This window comes from Adhaeribacter soli, from assembly GCF_008727925.1.
Lineage (GTDB): Bacteria > Bacteroidota > Bacteroidia > Cytophagales > Hymenobacteraceae > Adhaeribacter_A > Adhaeribacter_A soli.
Map to the genome: position 1 here is coordinate 71,662 of NZ_VTWT01000007.1, position 18,664 is coordinate 90,325.

The 18,664-nt window shown below is 46.7% G+C and carries 18 protein-coding genes and 2 tRNA genes; 12 read left to right on the forward strand and 8 right to left on the reverse strand.

The genetic code is table 11. The features are described from left to right. Positions 1 to 177 precede the first annotated feature (177 nt). Positions 178 to 1,320, forward strand: coding sequence for a putative sensor domain DACNV-containing protein (locus F0P94_RS13275; RefSeq protein WP_150904386.1), 1,143 nt, complete (start codon positions 178 to 180; stop codon positions 1,318 to 1,320). Between the two features lie 18 nt (positions 1,321 to 1,338). Here F0P94_RS13275 and F0P94_RS13280 read toward each other — a convergent pair whose 3' ends face one another. Next, complete coding sequence (locus F0P94_RS13280) at positions 1,339 to 1,731, reverse strand: hypothetical protein (RefSeq protein WP_150904387.1); 393 nt, start codon at positions 1,729 to 1,731, stop codon at positions 1,339 to 1,341. A 107-nt stretch (positions 1,732 to 1,838) separates the two neighbouring features. Between F0P94_RS13280 and F0P94_RS13285 the strand changes: the two genes are divergently transcribed. From F0P94_RS13285 to F0P94_RS13310, 6 genes are all read left to right on the forward strand, one after another. Further along, positions 1,839 to 2,690 carry a cyanophycinase gene (locus tag F0P94_RS13285; RefSeq protein ID WP_150904388.1) on the forward strand — a complete coding sequence of 284 codons (852 nt, stop codon included), beginning with the start codon at positions 1,839 to 1,841 and terminating at the stop codon, positions 2,688 to 2,690. Between the two features lie 719 nt (positions 2,691 to 3,409). Next, a complete protein-coding gene (locus F0P94_RS13290) occupies positions 3,410 to 3,748 on the forward strand; it encodes a hypothetical protein (protein ID WP_150904389.1) in 339 nt (112 codons plus the stop codon). Between the two features lie 16 nt (positions 3,749 to 3,764). Next, a complete protein-coding gene (locus F0P94_RS13295; RefSeq protein WP_150904390.1) occupies positions 3,765 to 4,229 on the forward strand; it encodes a DUF2231 domain-containing protein in 465 nt (154 codons plus the stop codon). After that, positions 4,222 to 4,881 (forward strand): sigma-70 family RNA polymerase sigma factor, encoded by a 660-nt coding sequence (locus F0P94_RS13300; protein ID WP_150904391.1) that lies wholly within the window; start codon positions 4,222 to 4,224, stop codon positions 4,879 to 4,881. The genes F0P94_RS13295 and F0P94_RS13300 overlap by 8 nt, the downstream gene beginning before the upstream one ends. A gap of 494 nt (positions 4,882 to 5,375) precedes the next feature. After that, the gene (locus tag F0P94_RS13305; protein ID WP_191907039.1) at positions 5,376 to 6,971 is read left to right on the forward strand and encodes an FAD-dependent oxidoreductase; all 1,596 of its coding nucleotides are present in this window, start codon (positions 5,376 to 5,378) and stop codon (positions 6,969 to 6,971) included. Positions 6,972 to 6,983: 12 nt separating this feature from the next. After that, positions 6,984 to 7,325 (forward strand): hypothetical protein, encoded by a 342-nt coding sequence (locus F0P94_RS13310; RefSeq protein WP_150904393.1) that lies wholly within the window; start codon positions 6,984 to 6,986, stop codon positions 7,323 to 7,325. A 162-nt stretch (positions 7,326 to 7,487) separates the two neighbouring features. Here the strand turns inward: F0P94_RS13310 and F0P94_RS13315 are convergent, their stop codons facing one another. The 7 genes from F0P94_RS13315 to F0P94_RS13345 all read right to left on the reverse strand — a co-directional run bounded on the left by F0P94_RS13315 (position 7,488) and on the right by F0P94_RS13345 (position 11,982). Beyond that, positions 7,488 to 7,739 carry a hypothetical protein gene (locus F0P94_RS13315; RefSeq protein ID WP_150904394.1) on the reverse strand — a complete coding sequence of 84 codons (252 nt, stop codon included), beginning with the start codon at positions 7,737 to 7,739 and terminating at the stop codon, positions 7,488 to 7,490. 172 nt (positions 7,740 to 7,911) lie between these two features. Continuing rightward, positions 7,912 to 8,946, reverse strand: a complete 1,035-nt coding sequence (locus F0P94_RS13320; protein ID WP_150904395.1) for a hypothetical protein — start codon at positions 8,944 to 8,946, stop codon at positions 7,912 to 7,914. 170 nt (positions 8,947 to 9,116) lie between these two features. Beyond that, entirely contained in the window at positions 9,117 to 9,725 is a 609-nt protein-coding gene (locus F0P94_RS13325; protein ID WP_150904396.1) for a hypothetical protein, read from the reverse strand. Between the two features lie 416 nt (positions 9,726 to 10,141). Continuing rightward, on the reverse strand, positions 10,142 to 10,915 hold the full coding sequence (locus tag F0P94_RS13330) for a hypothetical protein (RefSeq protein ID WP_225307217.1): 774 nt from the start codon (positions 10,913 to 10,915) through the stop codon (positions 10,142 to 10,144). A 68-nt stretch (positions 10,916 to 10,983) separates the two neighbouring features. Beyond that, positions 10,984 to 11,511 carry a Crp/Fnr family transcriptional regulator gene (locus tag F0P94_RS13335; protein ID WP_225307218.1) on the reverse strand — a complete coding sequence of 176 codons (528 nt, stop codon included), beginning with the start codon at positions 11,509 to 11,511 and terminating at the stop codon, positions 10,984 to 10,986. Between the two features lie 214 nt (positions 11,512 to 11,725). Next, a tRNA-Phe gene (locus tag F0P94_RS13340) sits at positions 11,726 to 11,801 on the reverse strand. A 105-nt stretch (positions 11,802 to 11,906) separates the two neighbouring features. Continuing rightward, a tRNA-Phe gene (locus tag F0P94_RS13345) sits at positions 11,907 to 11,982 on the reverse strand. Between the two features lie 148 nt (positions 11,983 to 12,130). On the opposite strand from F0P94_RS13345, the gene F0P94_RS13350 reads away from it, so the two are divergent. From F0P94_RS13350 to F0P94_RS13370, 5 genes are all read left to right on the forward strand, one after another. Then, on the forward strand, positions 12,131 to 13,504 hold the full coding sequence (locus F0P94_RS13350) for a 4Fe-4S dicluster domain-containing protein (RefSeq protein ID WP_150904398.1): 1,374 nt from the start codon (positions 12,131 to 12,133) through the stop codon (positions 13,502 to 13,504). A 107-nt stretch (positions 13,505 to 13,611) separates the two neighbouring features. Continuing rightward, positions 13,612 to 14,415, forward strand: coding sequence for a (Fe-S)-binding protein (locus F0P94_RS13355; RefSeq protein WP_225307219.1), 804 nt, complete (start codon positions 13,612 to 13,614; stop codon positions 14,413 to 14,415). A gap of 158 nt (positions 14,416 to 14,573) precedes the next feature. Beyond that, positions 14,574 to 15,056 (forward strand): hypothetical protein, encoded by a 483-nt coding sequence (locus tag F0P94_RS13360; RefSeq protein ID WP_150904399.1) that lies wholly within the window; start codon positions 14,574 to 14,576, stop codon positions 15,054 to 15,056. 100 nt (positions 15,057 to 15,156) lie between these two features. Further along, a complete protein-coding gene (locus F0P94_RS13365) occupies positions 15,157 to 17,085 on the forward strand; it encodes an OmpA family protein (RefSeq protein WP_225307220.1) in 1,929 nt (642 codons plus the stop codon). 276 nt (positions 17,086 to 17,361) lie between these two features. Beyond that, positions 17,362 to 18,525 carry an AIR synthase related protein gene (locus F0P94_RS13370; RefSeq protein ID WP_150904400.1) on the forward strand — a complete coding sequence of 388 codons (1,164 nt, stop codon included), beginning with the start codon at positions 17,362 to 17,364 and terminating at the stop codon, positions 18,523 to 18,525. Positions 18,526 to 18,664: the final 139 nt, after the last annotated feature.

The following is an 18,664-nucleotide window of genomic DNA, read 5'->3' on the forward strand; positions in this document are numbered from 1 at the left end:
TAAGCAATCAAACGGCTTTAGCCAGACGATTTCCTCGCGGTGTTTTTAATGTAACGTTTGCTCTTGAAATAAAAGGATAAACCATTTACCCGTCTTATTGGTACAACGCAGAATAATAGGTAAGATCAGAAAAGCAGGTGTTAACCTGACAGCAAAACCCACACCGGATTCAGAAATATGATGGGCGCACCCACTTACCAGGCAGCCAGGCTGGTTGCCGGCACTGTAGAGCAACACTTTTTGCAGCACCAGGAAAGAGCCCGCTTGCTGGGTGAACAGAACCTGGCGCCGGTGCCGCCGGCCCGGTTAATAGAAGCCATCATCGATGCGGCTTTCTGGGCCAGCCTTCGCCGCGAAGAAGGGCATCCGCCTAAAATTTCCCTGGCTTTTCTACCGCCCGATTTCGCTGTAAAACCTATGCTTTTTCAGAAACGCATTCCGCTTGCGCCTTATATGCTCACCAAACTGGCGCCGGGAGTGGAACGGCCGGGCATTCACCTGGGCGTATGGCACGAGCAGGAGGTGCTTTACGTTTGGGGTACCACCCACGCGGTTAACAGTTTTTGTTTTGTGCTCGACGTTTCCGAACCAGGGTTGCTGGTTATCAAACACCGGCGCATTGGCAGCTACGGCAAGTTTACGAACGTGGCGGTGCTGAAAGGCGATCAGATAAAAATAGTGGATGAGCAAAGCGCCAGCCTGCCCGATTGCCCGGAACTGCTTACCACCTTGCTGGGTTTTACGTCTGTTTATGCGCCCAACGATGCTGTAAATGTGCTGGTGCAACTGGCCGTTTCGATGCGGGCGCACGGCCGGGGCGGAACCCTGCTGGTGGTGCCGGCCAATTCCGAAGCCTGGCGCGGCTCCATTCTGCATCCCATTTCCTATGCAGTTTCGCCGGCCTTCTCCGGACTTTCCGACCAGATGCACCAGAGCATGGAACAACGCAACCTGGGGCTGTGGCAGGGCGCGCTCCGCCGCGAGATCGATAACCTGGCCGGCCTTACTGCTTTAGATGGAGCCGTTATCATTAACAATCAGTACGAATTACTGGCCTTCGGCGCCAAAATAACCCGGGCCGGAGGCAGCGTGGTGGTAGAGCAAATGGTAGTAACCGAACCCATAGAAGGCAACGTGGCTGAAATCGTGAATCCTTCGCTGCACGGTGGTACGCGTCACTTATCGGCCGCCCAGTTCGTGTACGACCAGCACGATGCTATTGCCCTGGTGGCATCCCAGGACGGCCGTTTTACGATCTTTGCCTGGAGCCCTTGCGAAGAAATGGTGCATGCCCACCGGATCGATACGCTGCTCTTGTAGTAATTTCCTGCATTAATTTCAGGAACCGTGCGGCAGCGCATCCTGGTAAATATCGTATATTTTTTCGGCTAAGGCTTCCGCGATATTCAACGGCACGGGCGAGAAGATATACCACAAGGGAATGGGGTTGGAAATATTGCTGGCCCGCACTTCCGAGGTCGAAAACATTATGTCAGTTTCCGGGTATTTCTTCTGAAGTTGCTGCAGCTGGTCTTCCAGGATCATTCTTCCCGATACGGTAATCAGCGAATCGTCGGTGCTGAGCCAGTTATCGCAGCTTACTTCGGCAAAGTCCGGGTGTCGGGTAATGATTACACAAGGGCGTTTTTCCTGGTGACAGGCCAGCCGGAATGCTTTTACTTTAAGGGCATCTGCTTTGTTTTCATGCTGAACGGTGAGGTACTTTTCCATTTAAGCGTTATTTCTTTTAGTTATTTCCTGCTTATTGTTTTTCCCCCTTTACGTTAAAGAATTAAAAATCATCTACGGCAATTCAAGTTTTACAACATTTTAAGTTTATGGAAACTCCGAAAGGTAAAATAGTAGCCATTGGTGGGAAAGAAGACAAAGGCAGCATTCCGCAGCCAACCGACCCGGAACTCCGGAATCAGGTTCGTTTCTTCGAGAACGGCATTCTGAAACGGATCCACGATGAGCTTTACGGCTTGGGAACCCGCATAGAAGTAGTAACTACGGCTACCCAGTTTCCGGCCGAAGTGGGGCAGGCTTATCTGGATGCGTTTCTGCTCCTGGGTTGCGACAACGTAGGGCAACTGCCTATTCATAGCCGCGAAGATGCGGACGAGCCGGAATACCTGGAGCGCCTCCGGAAAGCCGACGGCGTAATGTTTACCGGCGGCGACCAGACCCGGATCGCCGAAATTTTTCCTGGCTCAAAAGCCTTGCAGATTCTGAAACAGCAATACTGGCAGAAAGAGAAATTCCTGATCTCCGGAACCAGCGCGGGGGCTATGGCTCTGGCCGGCATCATGATCACCGCCTCCGATGAGCGGGACCCGCTGGTGAAAGGAACTGTGCAGCTGGGCGAGGGCTTGGGTTTGCTGCAGCAGGTAATTATCGATACCCATTTCATAAACCGCCGCCGCATGCCCCGCATGATCGAGAGCATTGCCGCTTATCCGGACCACATCGGCATTGGATTGGGAGAAGATACCGGTATCCTGATCACCAGGGGCACCAACATCGAAACCATTGGCTCGGGGCTGGTGATGATTATGGACGGCAGAAAATTAAAAGATAATAATTATCAGCAGGTAGAGCCCGGCGAGCAGCTTTGCCTGGAAAATATTCTGCTCCACGTACTGCCTCGCGGCAAATCATTTCAGATCCCATCCGGCAATCTGGTGTAATCAGGGAAACGTACTTTTTAAGGCAAAAGCATACCGTTTTAACTTTCCTGCCAGGAAGAGGTTCTCGAAAGAATGAATGAATGATCTCTGGCGCAAGTGTTAAGCGAAAGCGTCACTTGGGGCTAAGAACAGGAGGAAGTCTTCAGACTTCCGGATCAGGAAACTAACAATTACTTTTTCAGAAAAGTCCTCCCCTGTTTTTAGGCTAATCCTACCCCATAGAATATTTAATAAAAAAATTCATTGCCGTCTGCTTTAGCTGACGGATAAGAAGCAATATTTTGAATGGCTTTAGCCTAAACTTTACTTCTTTCGATGATTTATCAACCGAAAAAATTTGGCTAAAGCCTGAAATTAGAGTGCTCCTAAACCGTCAGCTAAAGCAGACGGCAATGAAAGAATGTTTTTTTAGTGTTCATCCTAATTAGCTTTGGCTATGGAGGAGGATTAGGTTTTTAGGAGAGGATTTAGGTGGGGTCACGTCAGTCCGGAGACTGGCTTCTGTCTGTCAGGCCCAAGTGACGCTTTCGCTTAACACTTGCGCCAGAAAAAAGTAGCCAAAAACAGCTAACGGGTTTTTAGGCCAAAAGCATACCGTTTTAAAACGCTGTCGCTTTTCAGAAGCGTTCACCTGGAATAAATGAATTCTTTTCCGGGTTTGTAACCTATTCCGCTTTCTTTACTCTAACAGTTCAACTAACCTTCTAAACCGATCTGTTATGTTGTACGCATGCATTGCTCTTTTTGCCTTAGCCGCCGTAGCGGGCTTGACCATTCTGACGTCCTGGCTGAAAAAGAAGAACGTTTCCCGCACGGTTATTTACACGCACGGTTTACTGGCAGCCACAGCCTTGGTGCTGCTGGCAGTATTTGCCTGGAACAACCCGGAAAGCTTTCCCAAATACAGCCTAATACTGTTTATAATAGCAGCCTTGGGTGGTTTCTACATGTTCTTCCGCGATATGCGCGGAAAAAGCAGCCCGATGGCCCTGGCCGGTTTGCATGCTTTTCTGGCGGTAGCCGGCTTTGTTTTCCTGTTGATCTTTGCTTTCAGTTAATTTAACCAATTAGCTTATGAAACTGGATTACCACCCGCCGCACCTGATCCTGATCCACTTTCCGGCCGCCCTGTTTCCCATGGATCTGGTTTGCTCGGCAATAGCTTTGTACCGGCAGGACCAAAGCTTTAACTACGCTGCTTTTTATGCTTTGGGCGGTGGCGTATTGGTAGGTTGGCTGGCCGTCATGTTCGGGTTTGTGGATCTGTCCCGGATTCCGGCGGAAAGAAAGGCGGCGCTAAACACGGGCCTGATCCATGGTTCCATCAATACGGTTATGCTTATCGGGTATTCGGTGCTGTTCTTTCTGCAATGGCGAAGCCCGGAAATAACGTATGCCACAGTTCCGCTGCTTTTGCTGAAAGGCGTATTGTTGCTGCTTTTAATTGTAGGTAACTATTTAGGCGCGCAACTGTTACTGAAACACAAAATCGGTATCTTAAACCATTCTGAAACCCCTCAACCCGGAAAGCATGCATAAACCCGACGTCCTCAGCAGCGTAGCCACCGACCCGGAAATTATCGGCAAAATTACCGCCGGCGAAAAAGATTACTTCGAGATCCTGATCCGGCGCTACAACGGGGTGCTGTATAAAATTGGCCGCTCCTACGGCCTCGCCCACGACGATGTGCAGGACCTGATGCAGGAAACCCACATTGCGGCCTTTCTGAACCTTGGCAAATTTGAAGAACGCTCCACTTACAAAACCTGGCTTATCCGGATCATGCTGAACAAATGCTATCATTGGGCGCAGAAAAAGTCGTTAAAGGCCGATGGCGTTTTTTCGGAAGCCAGCCACACCGGCGCCGTTTTAACCGCGGAAGCCGTAACGTTTTCCGATGCCCGCAAAGAAATCCTAAACCGCGAACTAGGCCTGGTACTGGAAACCTGCATCGAAAAATTACCACCCGATTACCGGACGGTTTTCGTGTTGCGTGAACTGGAGGGCCTGAGCGTACAGGAAACCGCCGAAGCCACCAGTATTTCCGAAGCCAACGTAAAAGTGCGCCTGAACCGGGCCAAAGCCATGCTCCGCAAGCAACTCGAAAGCTGGTACCCGCAGGCGCAGGTCTACGAATTCAATTTGATTTATTGCGATAAAGTGGTGGAGAAAGTGTTTGAAAACATTTGAGTTTTCCGGGCGTAACACACGGTATATTCAGGTTCGGGAAGGTAAGTTGAATTTTAGTTTTTATAGTTATTGGTGTTGTTCCGATAGCCGTTAGCCTAAAGACAAAAGCAGGTCATTCCGAGCGAAGCCGAGGAAACTTATGGAGATTACAATGACAAAGCGAGCGTAGCAAGATTAGTCTTACTAATTAATTTAAATATGTGGCTCCATAAGTTCCCTCGGCTGGCGCTCGGGATGACGCAATAAGGTAGCTTAGCCTAATTACCCTGGCGGCAACGGCAGAGATTATCAGCAAAAACAAAAAGCTAGCTCAAAAGCAGCTGTCATTCTGAGCGCGAGCGAAGAACCTCGTCGGCGTTTAGTAGAAAAGTTTATGCTGGCAGCAGACGAGGTCCTTCGCTCGCGCTCAGAATGACATGTGCATTTTGACATGTGTATTTTTTAGTGAGATTATAGTTAGTGCGCTTACAGTTTTAATCCTTAAAATTCTAACCATGGAAACACAATCTTTCTGGGAAGCCACTACGCCCCACCGGCCTGAATTTCCTGCCCTGGATGGCAACATAGACGTAGACGTGGCCATAATCGGTGGCGGCATTACAGGTATTACCACGGCACTTCAGCTGACCAATGCCGGTAAAAAAGTAGCCGTGCTCGAAGCCCGAAGGGTGGGCGGCGGCACCACCGGCTGGTCTACCGGAAATTTGTACGTGCCCGTTGGTTTCTACCTACACAACATTGCCAGAAGCCGGAACCAGGAAGTAGCCAGTACCGTGGCGCGGGCCCGCTACGCCGCCCTGGATTACATCGAGCAGCAAACCCGCGAAAAAAATATCGATTGCCATTTCAGCCGCCGGCCCTGGTATTTTTTCACCCAGGAAGACAATATGGTTTCTACCGTAGAAAAAGAAGTGGAAACCTTGCAGAAAGCCGGCTTGCGGGCCGACCTGGTAAACGACGTGCCGCCGCTGCATCTGCCGGAACTGAAACGGGCCGCTAAAATGGACGGGCAGGCGCGTTTCCATCCGTTGCGCTACGTGCTGGGGTTGGCTACCGCGGTGGCGCAGCAGGGCTGCCAGATCTACGAACACACCACCGTTTTAGACCTGAAAGAAAAAGAAGACCATTGTCTCCTGGTTACCAGCCACGGCGTCGTTACCTGCCGGCAGGTGGTTATTGCCACGCACATTCCCATCGGTATTCATTCGGTGCAGACGGTGGCCGCGCCCTACCGGAGCTACGTGGTGGCCATGCGTCTGAAAAGCGGCGCTTACCCCGATGCCTATTTCTGGCATAACGATAAAACCCACCACGCCATTACCACGCACAGCAGCACTTCCATGGAGCTGGACATGCTCATGATCGCCGGAAATCACCACAAAACCGGACAGGCCTCGCACCAGGAATACCAGCATTATTTCAACGAGCTGGAAGCCTACGCCCGTAAACATTTCGATGTGGCTTCGGTAGAATTCCGCTGGTCGGCGCAGCATTACCGCTCCGGCGACGGCGTGCCGTACATCGGCCTCACGCACAAAAGCGCCAAACGCACCTACATTGCCACCGGTTTTTATGCCGACGGGCTTACCTACGGCACCATTGCCGGCATCCAGCTGGCCGATATGATAACCGGGCGGGGAAATTCCTGGATCGGGGCGTTTGATGCTACCCGCGGAACGAACCTGGCTACGGCCGGAAGTTTTATAAAAGAGAACCTGAACGTAGCCGCCCAATACCTGAAAGATTTTCCGGTGGGCAAAGCCAGCCATTTCTCCGATATAAAAGCCGGCGAAGGCAAAACGATAGAGGTAGACGCCGAAAAACTGGCCGTGTACCGCGACGAGCAAAACCAGCTGCACGTTTGCTCGGCAGTTTGCACCCACATGAAATGCATCGTGAACTTCAACAACGCTGAAAAAACCTGGGATTGCCCCTGCCACGGCAGCCGTTTTATGCTGGACGGCAGCGTAATAGAAGGCCCGGCCATTCTGAACCTGGAGCGCAAACAGGTAGACCCGCAAACCGAACACCTCATTAATACCGGCGGCCACACCTCCGGCGAACGCGAGATCAATAACCCGATAACCTAAACCGCTGCCTCTATGGAAATTATTTACGCTTCTATCGGTTTTTTTGCTTTGGCCGCTTTGCTGGGCATGTACCTGCTAACCTTTGTGCTCCGCGGCAAAGAAACGCCCAAAGCCATCGTTTTCACCCACGGCCCCATGGCGGTTATCGGCGTGGTTTTGCTCATCATCTACATCCTGAAAGGCGGCCCGAACCCCTGGGAAAGTCTCGTGCTGTTTGCTTTAGCAGCCGTAGGTGGTGTGTACATGCTCTACCGCGATCTCACCGGCCGGCCCATCCCGAAAGCATTGGCAGTAGGGCACGGATTGCTGGCGGTTTGCGGTTTTGTGTTGCTGCTGGTGTTTGCGTTTAGCTGAGTTTGTGCAGGAAGGCTGATCGTTTTCAGCAATGGAGTGATAAAGAGAAATCCGGCCTGGCTTTTACAAATTCAAAAGCTGAACCGGATTTTTAATTTGAAAGGATCGTCTTTTATAAAACCTGAACGGCGCAATTCATTTATGCCTTAAACCTGGCAGCTTTTACCGGTTCTTTTTGCCTTCTTCCAGCTGTTTCAGAAGTGCTTCATCGGATAAATTTTGCTGCCAGTCGCTTTGCAGCTCCAGCCGCACGGTTTGTTCGCCGCCGCTGGGCGTGCAGACTACCGTTACCGTACCTTCCGACGTTTCAGCCAGATCGGTTGCTTTTTCCGCCGCCTGCCCCGAAACGCCGGCATAAGCCTGCACGCAGGTCCAGGTAGTATTGTTTTGATCGGTTACTTCGCGTTGTTCCATAAATTAAAATTTAGGGCTTGTACGGGAAGGGAGAAGGCTAAGGTTGTGTTGCTGGTATTTGCGAATGCAAATAGTTTTTTGGAAGTTACTTTCTACCCGGATCTCACCAGGTGCCGGCGAAATCTGCTGTCAATATTTAAATCTGGTCAGCTGCATATCTGCTGCTTTGCTGTCAGTTATAAGCGATTCTCAAATTTGTAGCTGCATATTTAGGTTGAAAGAAGTTTAGATTACTTTTAAATAGTGATTTGTAAATTGTTGGAGCAAACATGGAAGTTTCTTCAAGTTCTTTTATTAATTGCCTTTTCCCGGCATCTCCCAAAGCTTCATATAATGCAGGTGCAATGAAAGTGTTTTCTACTACACCTATTAAAATTGAAGATAATACCTTGTTTTGCTGAAAGGATGGTAATGAGTCAAATTCATCAATAAACTGAACGCTTCTTTTATGTTCTGGTAAGCAGCCCATAATTACAATTGTTTGCTCAAAGTCTGGTAAAACTGTGAAGAAGACAGGTTCGTAAGTTTCTAAAGAGGAAATGCTGTAATTCAGTTTCTTATTAGATTTTGGGGCGAATTTAGGTGTGAATGCAGCAGAACTGGCAATAGGAAATAATTGATCATAAACTATTGTAAAATATTCTAAGCCGGAATAGTCTTCATTATCTAATAATTGCTCAAGCCTTCTCCTTACTCTTTCGCCATTAGCAATGCCAATTTTAGTCCCCTCAATTCTTCCAGCTAAATGAAAAGCCTGAAATTTATTAAATTCGGCATCTGAAGTAAAGGCCTTTAATTGTTGAATTTTCATGTGTTGGCTATGAGCAAATGCTCTATAGCAATGTAGAAAACAATGTTTGTCGCTGTCATCAAACATTTTGTTTTCAATTGGGCTAAAAAGGGTTGAGTCATGATAATCACAAAACCCGAAAAAAGTGGAGGCTTTCGCTTTACCTATGGGCTTTAGTTCTAACTGATGAGAAGAAAGGTTTATATCTACTTCAGTAAAACTGTAAATGCTTTTATTCCCATTGACATCGCCTTCAATAATGGAGAGTCTACCATTTCTTTGAATGCTATGAGCTAATTTTATTTCACCTTTGCATTCCTCTTTTTTATGATGAAAGCACTCTGATATTCTAGCCTTTTTTCGAAGCTCTTCATTTACTTTATTGAGTCGAACTTTTAACTCCTTAGGATTCATCATAAGTATCTATTAGCTTGCTGTCAAAATTACTCCGAATCTTCGTCGGCACTGCTGAAAATTGCTGTCAACATTTCTTAACCTGGTCAGCTGCAGGGCTTCGCTTTTGCTGTCAGACTCTTTCTTGACCAGTGCCGGCACTAGGTTGGTCAGGTATCGGGCTGCTGTCAGTTTTACATATCCTGCTTTATTTTCGAGATCAATGCATTATTTATTTTGGACAAAGCGCTAATAGCCGGCTCTAAGATCATTCGTTGATCAGGGTGGAAGCCTTTTTCACCATGAAATAAATTGCATCTTAAATTGTAAAGGACTTTAAGCATGCTCTCAAAAATCTCAAAATTTTCACTAGATCTTAATTTATTTAACAATTCTTTATCATTCAGCTCACTTGGATCTCCGTAGGAAAAAGATATTTGGAATTCTTTATTAATTAAAAGTACTTTGATTTTATGTATTTCTGTTTCAATGCTTAAGTTTAAGCTGCTTAACTCACTTCTTAAATAGTAAGCAATGCAAGTTGTTGCAGCGCCTCCTTCATAAGGAAACTCTTTTTTATGCCGTTTTCTTACTTTTAAATTATATTGATCTTTAAGAATTGATAACTTTCCTTTTTCAATTAAGTCTATCACAACTACATTGTAGATTTTATTGAAAATTACAAAGAGGGTGAAGAATTTATCAAAGCAATCGCTTAAGGTATTTGAGCCATATGCTTCGGCTTTTTCGTTCCACCGAATATAGAACTCCTCAAGTTCAAATTTTTTAATAATAAGTGTCATTATGGTAGATAGATTTAAACAGAAGATTTATGTTTCTACTTCTTCCCCTTTAAAATTTCAATCATTTCTTTCTGAGTATCTACCAGCTCCCGATGCAACGCGTCTTTTTTCTCTTGACTGTTAGTTGAGGTAAACTTTTGTTGCATAAGGGTGTAAAGTTTATTTGAAACCACTAACATAGTATTCTCAAAATGAAAATCCTAAAGGTGTTAAATATATAAATCAGAAAAAGAGATGAGCTTATTGCTGTCAGAATCAGCAATAAGCCTGTAAATGAAAACGTTATAGAAAAGGTTGAAAAACCGAATGGCCGGAAAACAAAAAAGCCTCAGATTTCTCTGAGGCTTTTTAAGCTGGTGGTGATGATTAACCTTGCTTATCAAAACATCTGTTCACCCTTGATGGTATTTTCAGCTTTATTTGGTAAAAGCAGCTTTTAGTTCTTCGACTTTTTTCCGGCCTGCTTTAAAATTTGGGTCTAAGGCAATTGCTTTGTCGAGGTACGTTAATGCCTGGGTTCGGTATTTTTTATCTTGCCTTTGCTTGGCCCAAGCCCAATAAGTAAAGCTCATTATTTTCCAGTTGGCAAACGCACTATCCTTTTCCTGTTTGTCAATTATAGCTTGAAAATCCTGCCTGGCAAATCTTCTTTTAGAGAAGAAAAACCAGGGCAGATTTTCTGAAACACTACCGCGTAGAAACTCGGGCAAATAGGAAACGCCGGCAAATCTGGTAATTGCGTCATCAAACAAAGTGAATGCCTCGCCTAATAATTTAAGATCGTTGGTTTCGGCGCTCACCAATGCCAGCGCAGATGCCCGGTAAGACGCAATAAATGGCAGTAAGGCTGGTGCCGTATTCGGCGAGGTGCAGAGTTCGCTTAAATGGTCATAACTCTTTTTTGCGTAACCTTTAAATGCTGTGTTGGAAAAGAAGGAAAGGTTTAAAGCGGTTTCGTGGTAAATAATGCCAAGCCGGGCTTTGTTGATCTCGCTGGGGTTTTGCAGGTAATTGTCTTCAACCGCTTTGAGTTTTATTTTCAATTCGGTTGTATCCGTTATTTCCATTACATCGTCTAGCTGCAGTTCAAAAGCTTTTACTTTTGTAAGATCCAGCTGTTGGGCCAGCGCGGTTACACTTTTAATAGTTGCAATAGCCAGAATGATTGCCGTAAAGAGTAATTGTCTCATTTTTTTATCTGTTTAAAATTGATGAGACAAATGTGCAACCTCAGGGAAGCTGATAACGATGACTTAAGTTAAGATTTTAGTTTATCGAAAATTCTCCGTCTGATCCTGCTCAAACTCTCGGGACTTATACCCAAAAAGTTGGCAATATATTTTTGAGGAATTCGCTGGAACAGGTCAGGCTGCTTTTTTATTAAGTTCTGGAACCGTTCCTCAAGTTTATCTGAGGAAAGCGACATGGCAATTTCCGTAGCTCTTTGCGCCACCTGCTCTGCCATAAGCCTACCAAACGTTTCATAAGCATGGCAATCAGAATATATTTTATGGAGGTTTTCCTTCCGGATAATAAACACGGTGGTATCTTCCATTGCCTGCAAATTCATAATGCAAAGAGAATTATGCGTGAAGCTTTGAAAATCGGTAACCCAGGAATTCTCAAATGAAATATCACAGGTTTTTTCTATCCCGTCTTTCACGTGAAAATGCCTGATCGTTCCGTTGTTGATAAAGCCGATGAAGTCGCAAATTCTTCCATCCTGAAGTAAAAATTCTTTTTTCTTTAAATCCTTAACTTCAAAATACTGGTCAATAAGGTTCAATTCTTCCTCCGAAAGTGGAACAATGGCTTTGCAGAATATTTTAAGTCTATCGTACATTTCAGAGGAATAACCGGAAGTTATTTTATAAAAACCACTGGGGAATAAGCAATGTTTAGTTTTTTAATGGAAACCGGTATCCTTTTCAAGCTCAAAACTCAGAAAGGCCCAAAAGCAAAAAAGCCTGTTTCTGGTTAAAGAAACAGGCTTTCTAAGCTGGTGGTGATGATTGGAATCGAACCAACGACACAAGGATTTTCAGTCCTTTGCTCTACCGACTGAGCTACATCACCAGCTCATTTCGCAACCCTTCTCTCGAAAGGGTCAGCAAAAGTAGGAATGTTTTTTGGATTTACAAAATAAAAAAAAGCCTCAGATTTCTCCGAGGCTTTCTAAGCTGGTGGTGATGATTGGAATCGAACCAACGACACAAGGATTTTCAGTCCTTTGCTCTACCGACTGAGCTACATCACCAGCTCCTTTCGCAACCCTTCTTTTGGAAGGGTCTGCAAAAGTAGGAATGTTTTTTTTACGTGCAAAATTTATTTCAAAAATTATTTTCTAGCGCTTAATCCCGTAACTTTGCTTCCTTTCAGAAACCCAATGTTCGAACCTAATTTTTCTGACTGTGGTAGATAACCTCATCTTCTTAGTTGTTGCCATCATTGCCATCGGCCTCTTTGTATGGCAGATCCGCAAGATCACCAAAAACATCAACCAGGGCTACGATAAGAGTCTGGCCGATAATCCTGCCGAACGCTGGAACAATACTTTGCTGGTGGCCTTCGGGCAGAAGAAAATGTTCAAGCGTCCGTGGCCGGCCATCCTGCACTTCTTTGTATATGTAGGCTTTCTGGTTATTAATATCGAAGTGCTCGAGATCCTGATCGACGGGATTTTTGGTACGCACCGCGTGCTGGGTTTTATGGGCCCGGTGTATAGCGTTTTAATGGCGGTAAATGAAATTCTGGCCCTGCTGGTAATTATTGCCTGTGCTATTTTCCTGGTTCGTAGAAATATCACCAAAGTGCCCCGCCTGGCTACCGGCGTAGAAATGCGCGCCTGGCCCAAAATGGACGCCAACATTATCCTCACCATCGAGATCGTATTGATGCTGGCGCTTTTCGCCTTCAATATTTCCGACCTGAAAATGGCGCAACTCGCCGGCCACGAACTGCCGGGCGCTTTCCCGATCTCGGCCGGCCTGATCGATCTTTTCGGTTCTGACCATGGTACGCTGAAAACGATAGCCGGCTTTGGCTGGTGGTTCCATATTCTGGGTATTTTCGCTTTCATGAATTACCTGCCAAGCTCGAAGCACTTCCACATCATCATGGCGTTCCCGAACGTGTATTACTCCAAGCTGGCGCCGAAAGGGAAATTCAATACCGTAGAAAGCATCAAGCACGAGATCAAAGCCATAATGGACCCAAGCTACCAGCCGCCGGCTCCGGCGCTGGATGCAGCAGGTCAGCCAATCGTGCAGCGTTTCGGCGCGAAAGACGTGGAGGACCTGAGCTGGAAACAGTTAATGGATGCCTATACCTGTACCGAATGCGGCCGCTGCACCGATGTTTGTCCGGCCAATATTACGGGTAAACTGCTCAGCCCGCGGAAGATCATCATGGATACCCGCGACCGCATGGAGGAAAAAGGCGAACACCCGGCCATTTTCAAACCGAACCATTACAAGGAAATGGGCGTGGAGCGCGTAAAAACCACCGACGAGAACACCTTATTAAGAGGCTACATTACGCCGGAAGAACTCTGGGCCTGTACCACCTGTAATGCCTGCGTAGAAGCCTGCCCGGTAAACATCGACCAGCTTTCAACTATCATCGACCTGCGCCGCTTCCTGGTGCTGGAAGAATCGGCCGCGCCGTCGTCTTTGAACGCCATGTTCAGCAACATCGAAAACAACGGCGCCGTGTGGGCGTTCCCGGCTTCCGACCGCTTCAACTGGGCCGATGAGCTGTACGTGACGGTTAAAAATTAGAAGTAAGACTCAAGACTTAAGACACAAGATTGTGAAATTGGCTCTTCTATAAAAAGAATATCTTATATCTATTGTCCTGTGTCTTTTGTCTTTTTTAAAATAAAGCAATGTCAGAAAAGAGATTAATAAAAGTGCCGACCATGGCCGAATACGCGGCTAACGGCCAGGAGCCGGAAATCCTGTTCTGGGTAGGCTGCGCCGGTTCTTTCGACGACCGTTACAAGCGCGTAACCCGTGCATTTGTGCAGATCCTGGAACACGTAGGCGTGAAATATGCGGTTCTGGGTACCGAAGAAAGCTGCACCGGCGATCCGGCCAAGCGTGCCGGTAACGAGTTCCTGTTCCAGATGCAGGCCATGACCAACATTGAAGTGATGAACGCCTACAATGTGAAAAAGATCGTTACGGCTTGCCCGCATTGCTTCAACACCATTAAAAACGAATACCCGGACCTGGGCGGCAACTACGAAGTAATTCACCACTCTACGTTCCTGCAGCAGTTAATTAACGAAGGCAAAGTGGCGGTGCAAGGCGGCGAAAGCTTTAAAGGCAAACGCATTACCTTTCACGATTCCTGTTACCTGGGCCGCGCCAACAATATTTACGAAGCCCCGCGCGATGTTTTAGCTGCTTTAGATGCCGACCTGGTAGAAATGAAGCGTAGCCGCGCCAACGGTTTATGCTGCGGCGCCGGTGGTGCCCAGATGTGGAAAGAACCGGAGCCGGGTAAAAAAGACATTAACGTGGAGCGCGCCGAAGAAGCCCTGGGAACGGGTGCTACGATCATTGCTTCGGCCTGTCCGTTTTGCATGGTAATGATGAACGACGGCGTGAAAAACAAGAACCAGGAAGACAACGTGAAGGTGTTCGATATTGCCGAACTGATCGCTTCGGCCGAAGGTCTGAATTAAGTTTTTTGGATGTGTAAGGCGTTATTAATCTGATGTTTACGGGAAAATACCGGTTTTTAGGACCGGTATTTTCTTTTCGTTAAAAAACTTTAAAAAGGTTGGTTTTTTACTTTAAAAAAGCCGAACTTTAAGCTTCCTTCAGAAAATATTATAAAAGAATGTACGTTTCTTTTGAACAACTGCCGCCACAGGCCCGCATCTGGATCTACCAGGCGGACCGGGAGTTTACCCCGGCGGAAGCAATCGAACTTCAGGATAAAATAAAGAGCTTCGTAACCGACTGGAGCGCTCACGGAAAAGCCCTGCTGGCTTCCGGCTTGCTGTTGCATAACCGCTTTGTAATTCTGGGCACCGATGCCGATGTAACGGCTCCCAGCGGTTGTTCCATAGACAGTTCGGTGCAGTTTATCCGCGAGCTGGAGCAAACGTATGGCGTGTCTTTATTCGACCGGACGCACCTGGCTTTTAAGGTGAACGGCGCAATTGAGATTCATCCGCTTACCGAAATGCCGGTGGCGGTTGCCTCCGGCAAAATAACAGCGGAAACGCCTTATTTCGATAACCTGGTAGGAGAGGCCGGCACCCTGAAAAACGGCTGGCTGAAGCCGGCCGGAGAGAGCTGGCTAAGAAAATATTTCTAAGGTATTGAAAAATACCATAATATTTTATTAATATTGTTTCCTGAAAATCAACAGCATTGATTTTATTTTTATAAATCGTAGTATCGTTTAAATTTTAGCTATGAAGAAAATTATAGTTAGTTGTGTAGTCCTCTCGGTGGCGTTTATGAGTGGCTGCAGTTCAACTGGCAGCATGAGTAAGGCTGACAAGAAGTTCGCCAAAGCAGAGTACGAAACAGCTATAAAGCTTTATCAGGACGACATTAAGAAAGGCAAGGACGTAGCGAATGCTAACTACAAAATTGCTGAAGCTTACCGGATGTCGAACCGTTTGCCACAGTCCGAAACCTATTACCAGGCTGCTTTGGAAGCCGGTAATAAAAGAGAGGATGCCAAATTCTATTACGGCATGGCTTTAAAAGCAAACGCTAAATACGACGAAGCTGCGAACCAGTTCAACGCGTATGCTGCCGCCGGCGGTAAAAATGCGAACCTGATTGCCCGCGCCAAACGCGAAGCAGCAAACGTGCAGAAAGCCACAGAGCTTCTGAACACGCCAACTTACATGGAAGTTACCAACGTGCAGCCGGTAAACAGCACCGCTTCTGAGTATGCTCCGGTAATGAAAGGCGACGAGCTGGTATTTTCTTCTTCCCGCGGCAATAAAACTTATGCCGGTAACGGCGAAGGCTTTAACGATATCTTCGCAATTAAATTCGACGATGCCGAGGCAATGACCGGCGGTACCGTTCGTGGTTTCGATAACCAGATAAACCTGAGCGATACGCACGATGCAGCTGCTACCTTCTCGAAAGATGGCAACACGGTTATTTTCGCCCGTGGCAACACCGGTTCTAAAAAAGGTACTTTAAACGTAGACCTGTTCATTTCCCGCTTCAAGAACGGGGTTTGGTCTGAGCCAAAAATGATCAGCGTGAACGATAAGCGCGCCTGGGATTCTTCTCCGGCTTTCTCTCCGGATGGTACTACGCTTTACTTCTCTTCCGACCGTAAAGGTGGCCAGGGCGGTAACGATATCTGGAAAACTACTTTAGATGCCAGCGGCCGTTTCTCTGCTCCGCAGAACTTAGGTCCTGAGATCAACACCCCGGGTAACGAAAACTTCCCGTTTGTTGCTCCTGACGGAACGCTTTATATCTCTTCCGACGGACATCCGGGTTTAGGTATGCTCGATCTGTACAGAATTGAGAACGGCAAACCGGTAAACTTAGGCGCTCCGATCAACTCGAACGCCGATGATTTTGCTCCGTTCATTAAAGACAAAGATCAGGGTCTGTTCTCTTCTAACCGTGCAGGTGGTGCAGGTGGCGACGATATTTATTCCTTCAAGAAGAAAAAACCGAAATTGGTTACTTTCTACCTGGAGGGTGCAGTTAACCTGAAAGAAGATAAAAAATCAGCTGTTCCGGCTGCTAACCAGAAAGTTTTACTGAAAGACAAAGCCGGTAAAACCGTTCAGGAAGTTGTAACCGATGCCCAGGGTAAATTCTCCCTTAAGCTGGATACCGCTGCTTCTTACTCTGTAATAGCTGAGAAAGATAAGTATATCACCGACAAGAAAGCGATCACTACCATTGGCAAAACGCCTCCACAGGCTCAGTTGCAGAACGAAATGAACGATATTCGCTTAAGCACTGTGTTAACGCTGGATAAGATTGTAGTAGGAAAAGCCTTCGAGGTAAAAGATATCAATTACGATTACAACCAGTATGCTATCCGTCAGGATGCGGCCGTTAACCTGGATTCCCTGGTAATGTTCCTGAACGATAACCCGAAAATCACGATCGAGTTAAGCTCACACACCGATGCCCGCGGTAAAGACGACTTCAACATGAAGTTATCGCAGCAGCGTGCCCAGGCAGCCGTAGATTATATCGTATCTAAAGGTATCGATAAGTCACGTATCACTGCTAAAGGTTACGGCGAAAGCAAGCTGAAGAACAAGTGCAAAAACAACGTGAAATGTACTGAAGCTGAGCACGAGAAAAACCGTCGTACTGAGTTTAAAGTAACGAAGATCGCGCAGTAACCTGCGAGCCCATACAAAAAAGCCTCTGCCAACGCGGGGGCTTTTTTTTTAACCGTTGTTCGTTGTTCGTTATTCGTTATTCGTACTTTTGACGCTTAATGCAGTTATCAGTAAATAGTTATCAGGAAACAGTTTATAGTATTTAGTTGGGAGTAAAAGTAATTCAACCAAATAAACTACTGAGAACGTTAGATAACTTTCAATTTTATTTCTGAAAACTGTCTTTTTAATCTTTATTACCTGATAATTGTTCACTGCTTACTGTTAACTGAAAACATGCAAGACCGTTATATGCGCCGGGGTGTTTCGGCCTCGAAAGAAGATGTTCATAACGCTATTAAAAACTTAGACAAAGGCCTGTTTCCGAAAGCCTTCTGCAAAATTGTAACGGACCTGTTGGCGAATGATCCTGAGTTCTGCAACATTATGCACGCCGATGGAGCCGGTACCAAATCGTCGCTGGCTTATTTATACTGGAAAGAAACGGGCGATTTAAGCGTTTGGAAAGGCATTGCGCAGGATGCAGTGGTTATGAATACCGACGATCTTTTGTGCGTAGGCGCTACCGATGCCATTCTGCTTTCGTCTACCATCGGCCGTAATAAAAACCTGGTTCCCGGCGAAGTGATCTCGGCTATAATTGAAGGTACCGAAGAGGTTTTGCAGATGCTTCGCGATAACGGCGTGGGTATTTACAGCACCGGCGGCGAAACCGCGGATGTAGGCGACCTGGTGCGCACCATTATTGTGGACAGCACCGTTACGGCCCGCATGAAACGCTCGGAAGTAATTTCGAACCACAACATAAAAGCCGGAAACGTTATTGTAGGTTTTGCTTCTTACGGACAGGCCACTTACGAAACCGAATACAACGGCGGCATGGGCTCAAACGGCTTAACTTCCGCGCGCCACGATGTTTTCCATAAATATTTAGCCGAAAAATACCCCGAGAGTTTTGACCCGCAAATCGATAGCGACCTGATCTACAGCGGCACCCGCAAGCTTACTGAACCGGTTGACGGAACCGGGCTGGATGTTGGCAAATTAGTTTTATCACCAACCAGAACCTATATGCCGGTAGCCAAAGCCATCCTGGAAAACCACCGCGCTAAAATAGACGGCATGGTGCATTGCTCCGGCGGCGGCCAAACCAAAGTGCTGCATTTCACCGAGAACGTACATATTATAAAAGATAACCTGTTCGAAGTGCCGCCACTGTTCCGCATTATTCAGGAAGAAAGCCAAACCGACTGGAAAGAAATGTACAAGGTATTTAATATGGGCCACCGCCTGGAAATCTACACCGACGAAACCACAGCTGCCGACCTGATTGCGATTGGTAAATCGTTCAACATCGATACAAAAATTATCGGCAGGGTAGAGGCACACGGAGGTAATAAATTAACAATCCGGAGCGATAAAGGCGAATTCCTTTATTAAAATTTATTGACCGGATAATTTGCAGAATCACCATCTGTAGAGACGCCATGCATGGCGTCTCTACGTTTTTGCGGCAATACCATATTGTTTTCCGGATTTACCAGCAAAACCCTACCATTCCCCAGGAATAAATAACCAC

Bases quoted from the DNA above. Each gene is read 5' to 3' on its own strand.
- F0P94_RS13275 (WP_150904386.1), top strand. From the start codon at position 178: ATGATGGGCGCACCCACTTACCAGGCAGCCAGGCTGGTTGCCGGCACT.
- F0P94_RS13280 (WP_150904387.1), bottom strand. From the start codon at position 1,731: ATGGAAAAGTACCTCACCGTTCAGCATGAAAACAAAGCAGATGCCCTT.
- F0P94_RS13285 (WP_150904388.1), top strand. From the start codon at position 1,839: ATGGAAACTCCGAAAGGTAAAATAGTAGCCATTGGTGGGAAAGAAGAC.
- F0P94_RS13290 (WP_150904389.1), top strand. From the start codon at position 3,410: ATGTTGTACGCATGCATTGCTCTTTTTGCCTTAGCCGCCGTAGCGGGC.
- F0P94_RS13295 (WP_150904390.1), top strand. From the start codon at position 3,765: ATGAAACTGGATTACCACCCGCCGCACCTGATCCTGATCCACTTTCCG.
- F0P94_RS13300 (WP_150904391.1), top strand. From the start codon at position 4,222: ATGCATAAACCCGACGTCCTCAGCAGCGTAGCCACCGACCCGGAAATT.
- F0P94_RS13305 (WP_191907039.1), top strand. From the start codon at position 5,376: ATGGAAACACAATCTTTCTGGGAAGCCACTACGCCCCACCGGCCTGAA.
- F0P94_RS13310 (WP_150904393.1), top strand. From the start codon at position 6,984: ATGGAAATTATTTACGCTTCTATCGGTTTTTTTGCTTTGGCCGCTTTG.
- F0P94_RS13315 (WP_150904394.1), bottom strand. From the start codon at position 7,739: ATGGAACAACGCGAAGTAACCGATCAAAACAATACTACCTGGACCTGC.
- F0P94_RS13320 (WP_150904395.1), bottom strand. From the start codon at position 8,946: ATGATGAATCCTAAGGAGTTAAAAGTTCGACTCAATAAAGTAAATGAA.
- F0P94_RS13325 (WP_150904396.1), bottom strand. From the start codon at position 9,725: ATGACACTTATTATTAAAAAATTTGAACTTGAGGAGTTCTATATTCGG.
- F0P94_RS13330 (WP_225307217.1), bottom strand. From the start codon at position 10,915: ATGAGACAATTACTCTTTACGGCAATCATTCTGGCTATTGCAACTATT.
- F0P94_RS13355 (WP_225307219.1), top strand. From the start codon at position 13,612: ATGTCAGAAAAGAGATTAATAAAAGTGCCGACCATGGCCGAATACGCG.
- F0P94_RS13360 (WP_150904399.1), top strand. From the start codon at position 14,574: ATGTACGTTTCTTTTGAACAACTGCCGCCACAGGCCCGCATCTGGATC.
- F0P94_RS13365 (WP_225307220.1), top strand. From the start codon at position 15,157: ATGAAGAAAATTATAGTTAGTTGTGTAGTCCTCTCGGTGGCGTTTATG.
- F0P94_RS13370 (WP_150904400.1), top strand. From the start codon at position 17,362: ATGCAAGACCGTTATATGCGCCGGGGTGTTTCGGCCTCGAAAGAAGAT.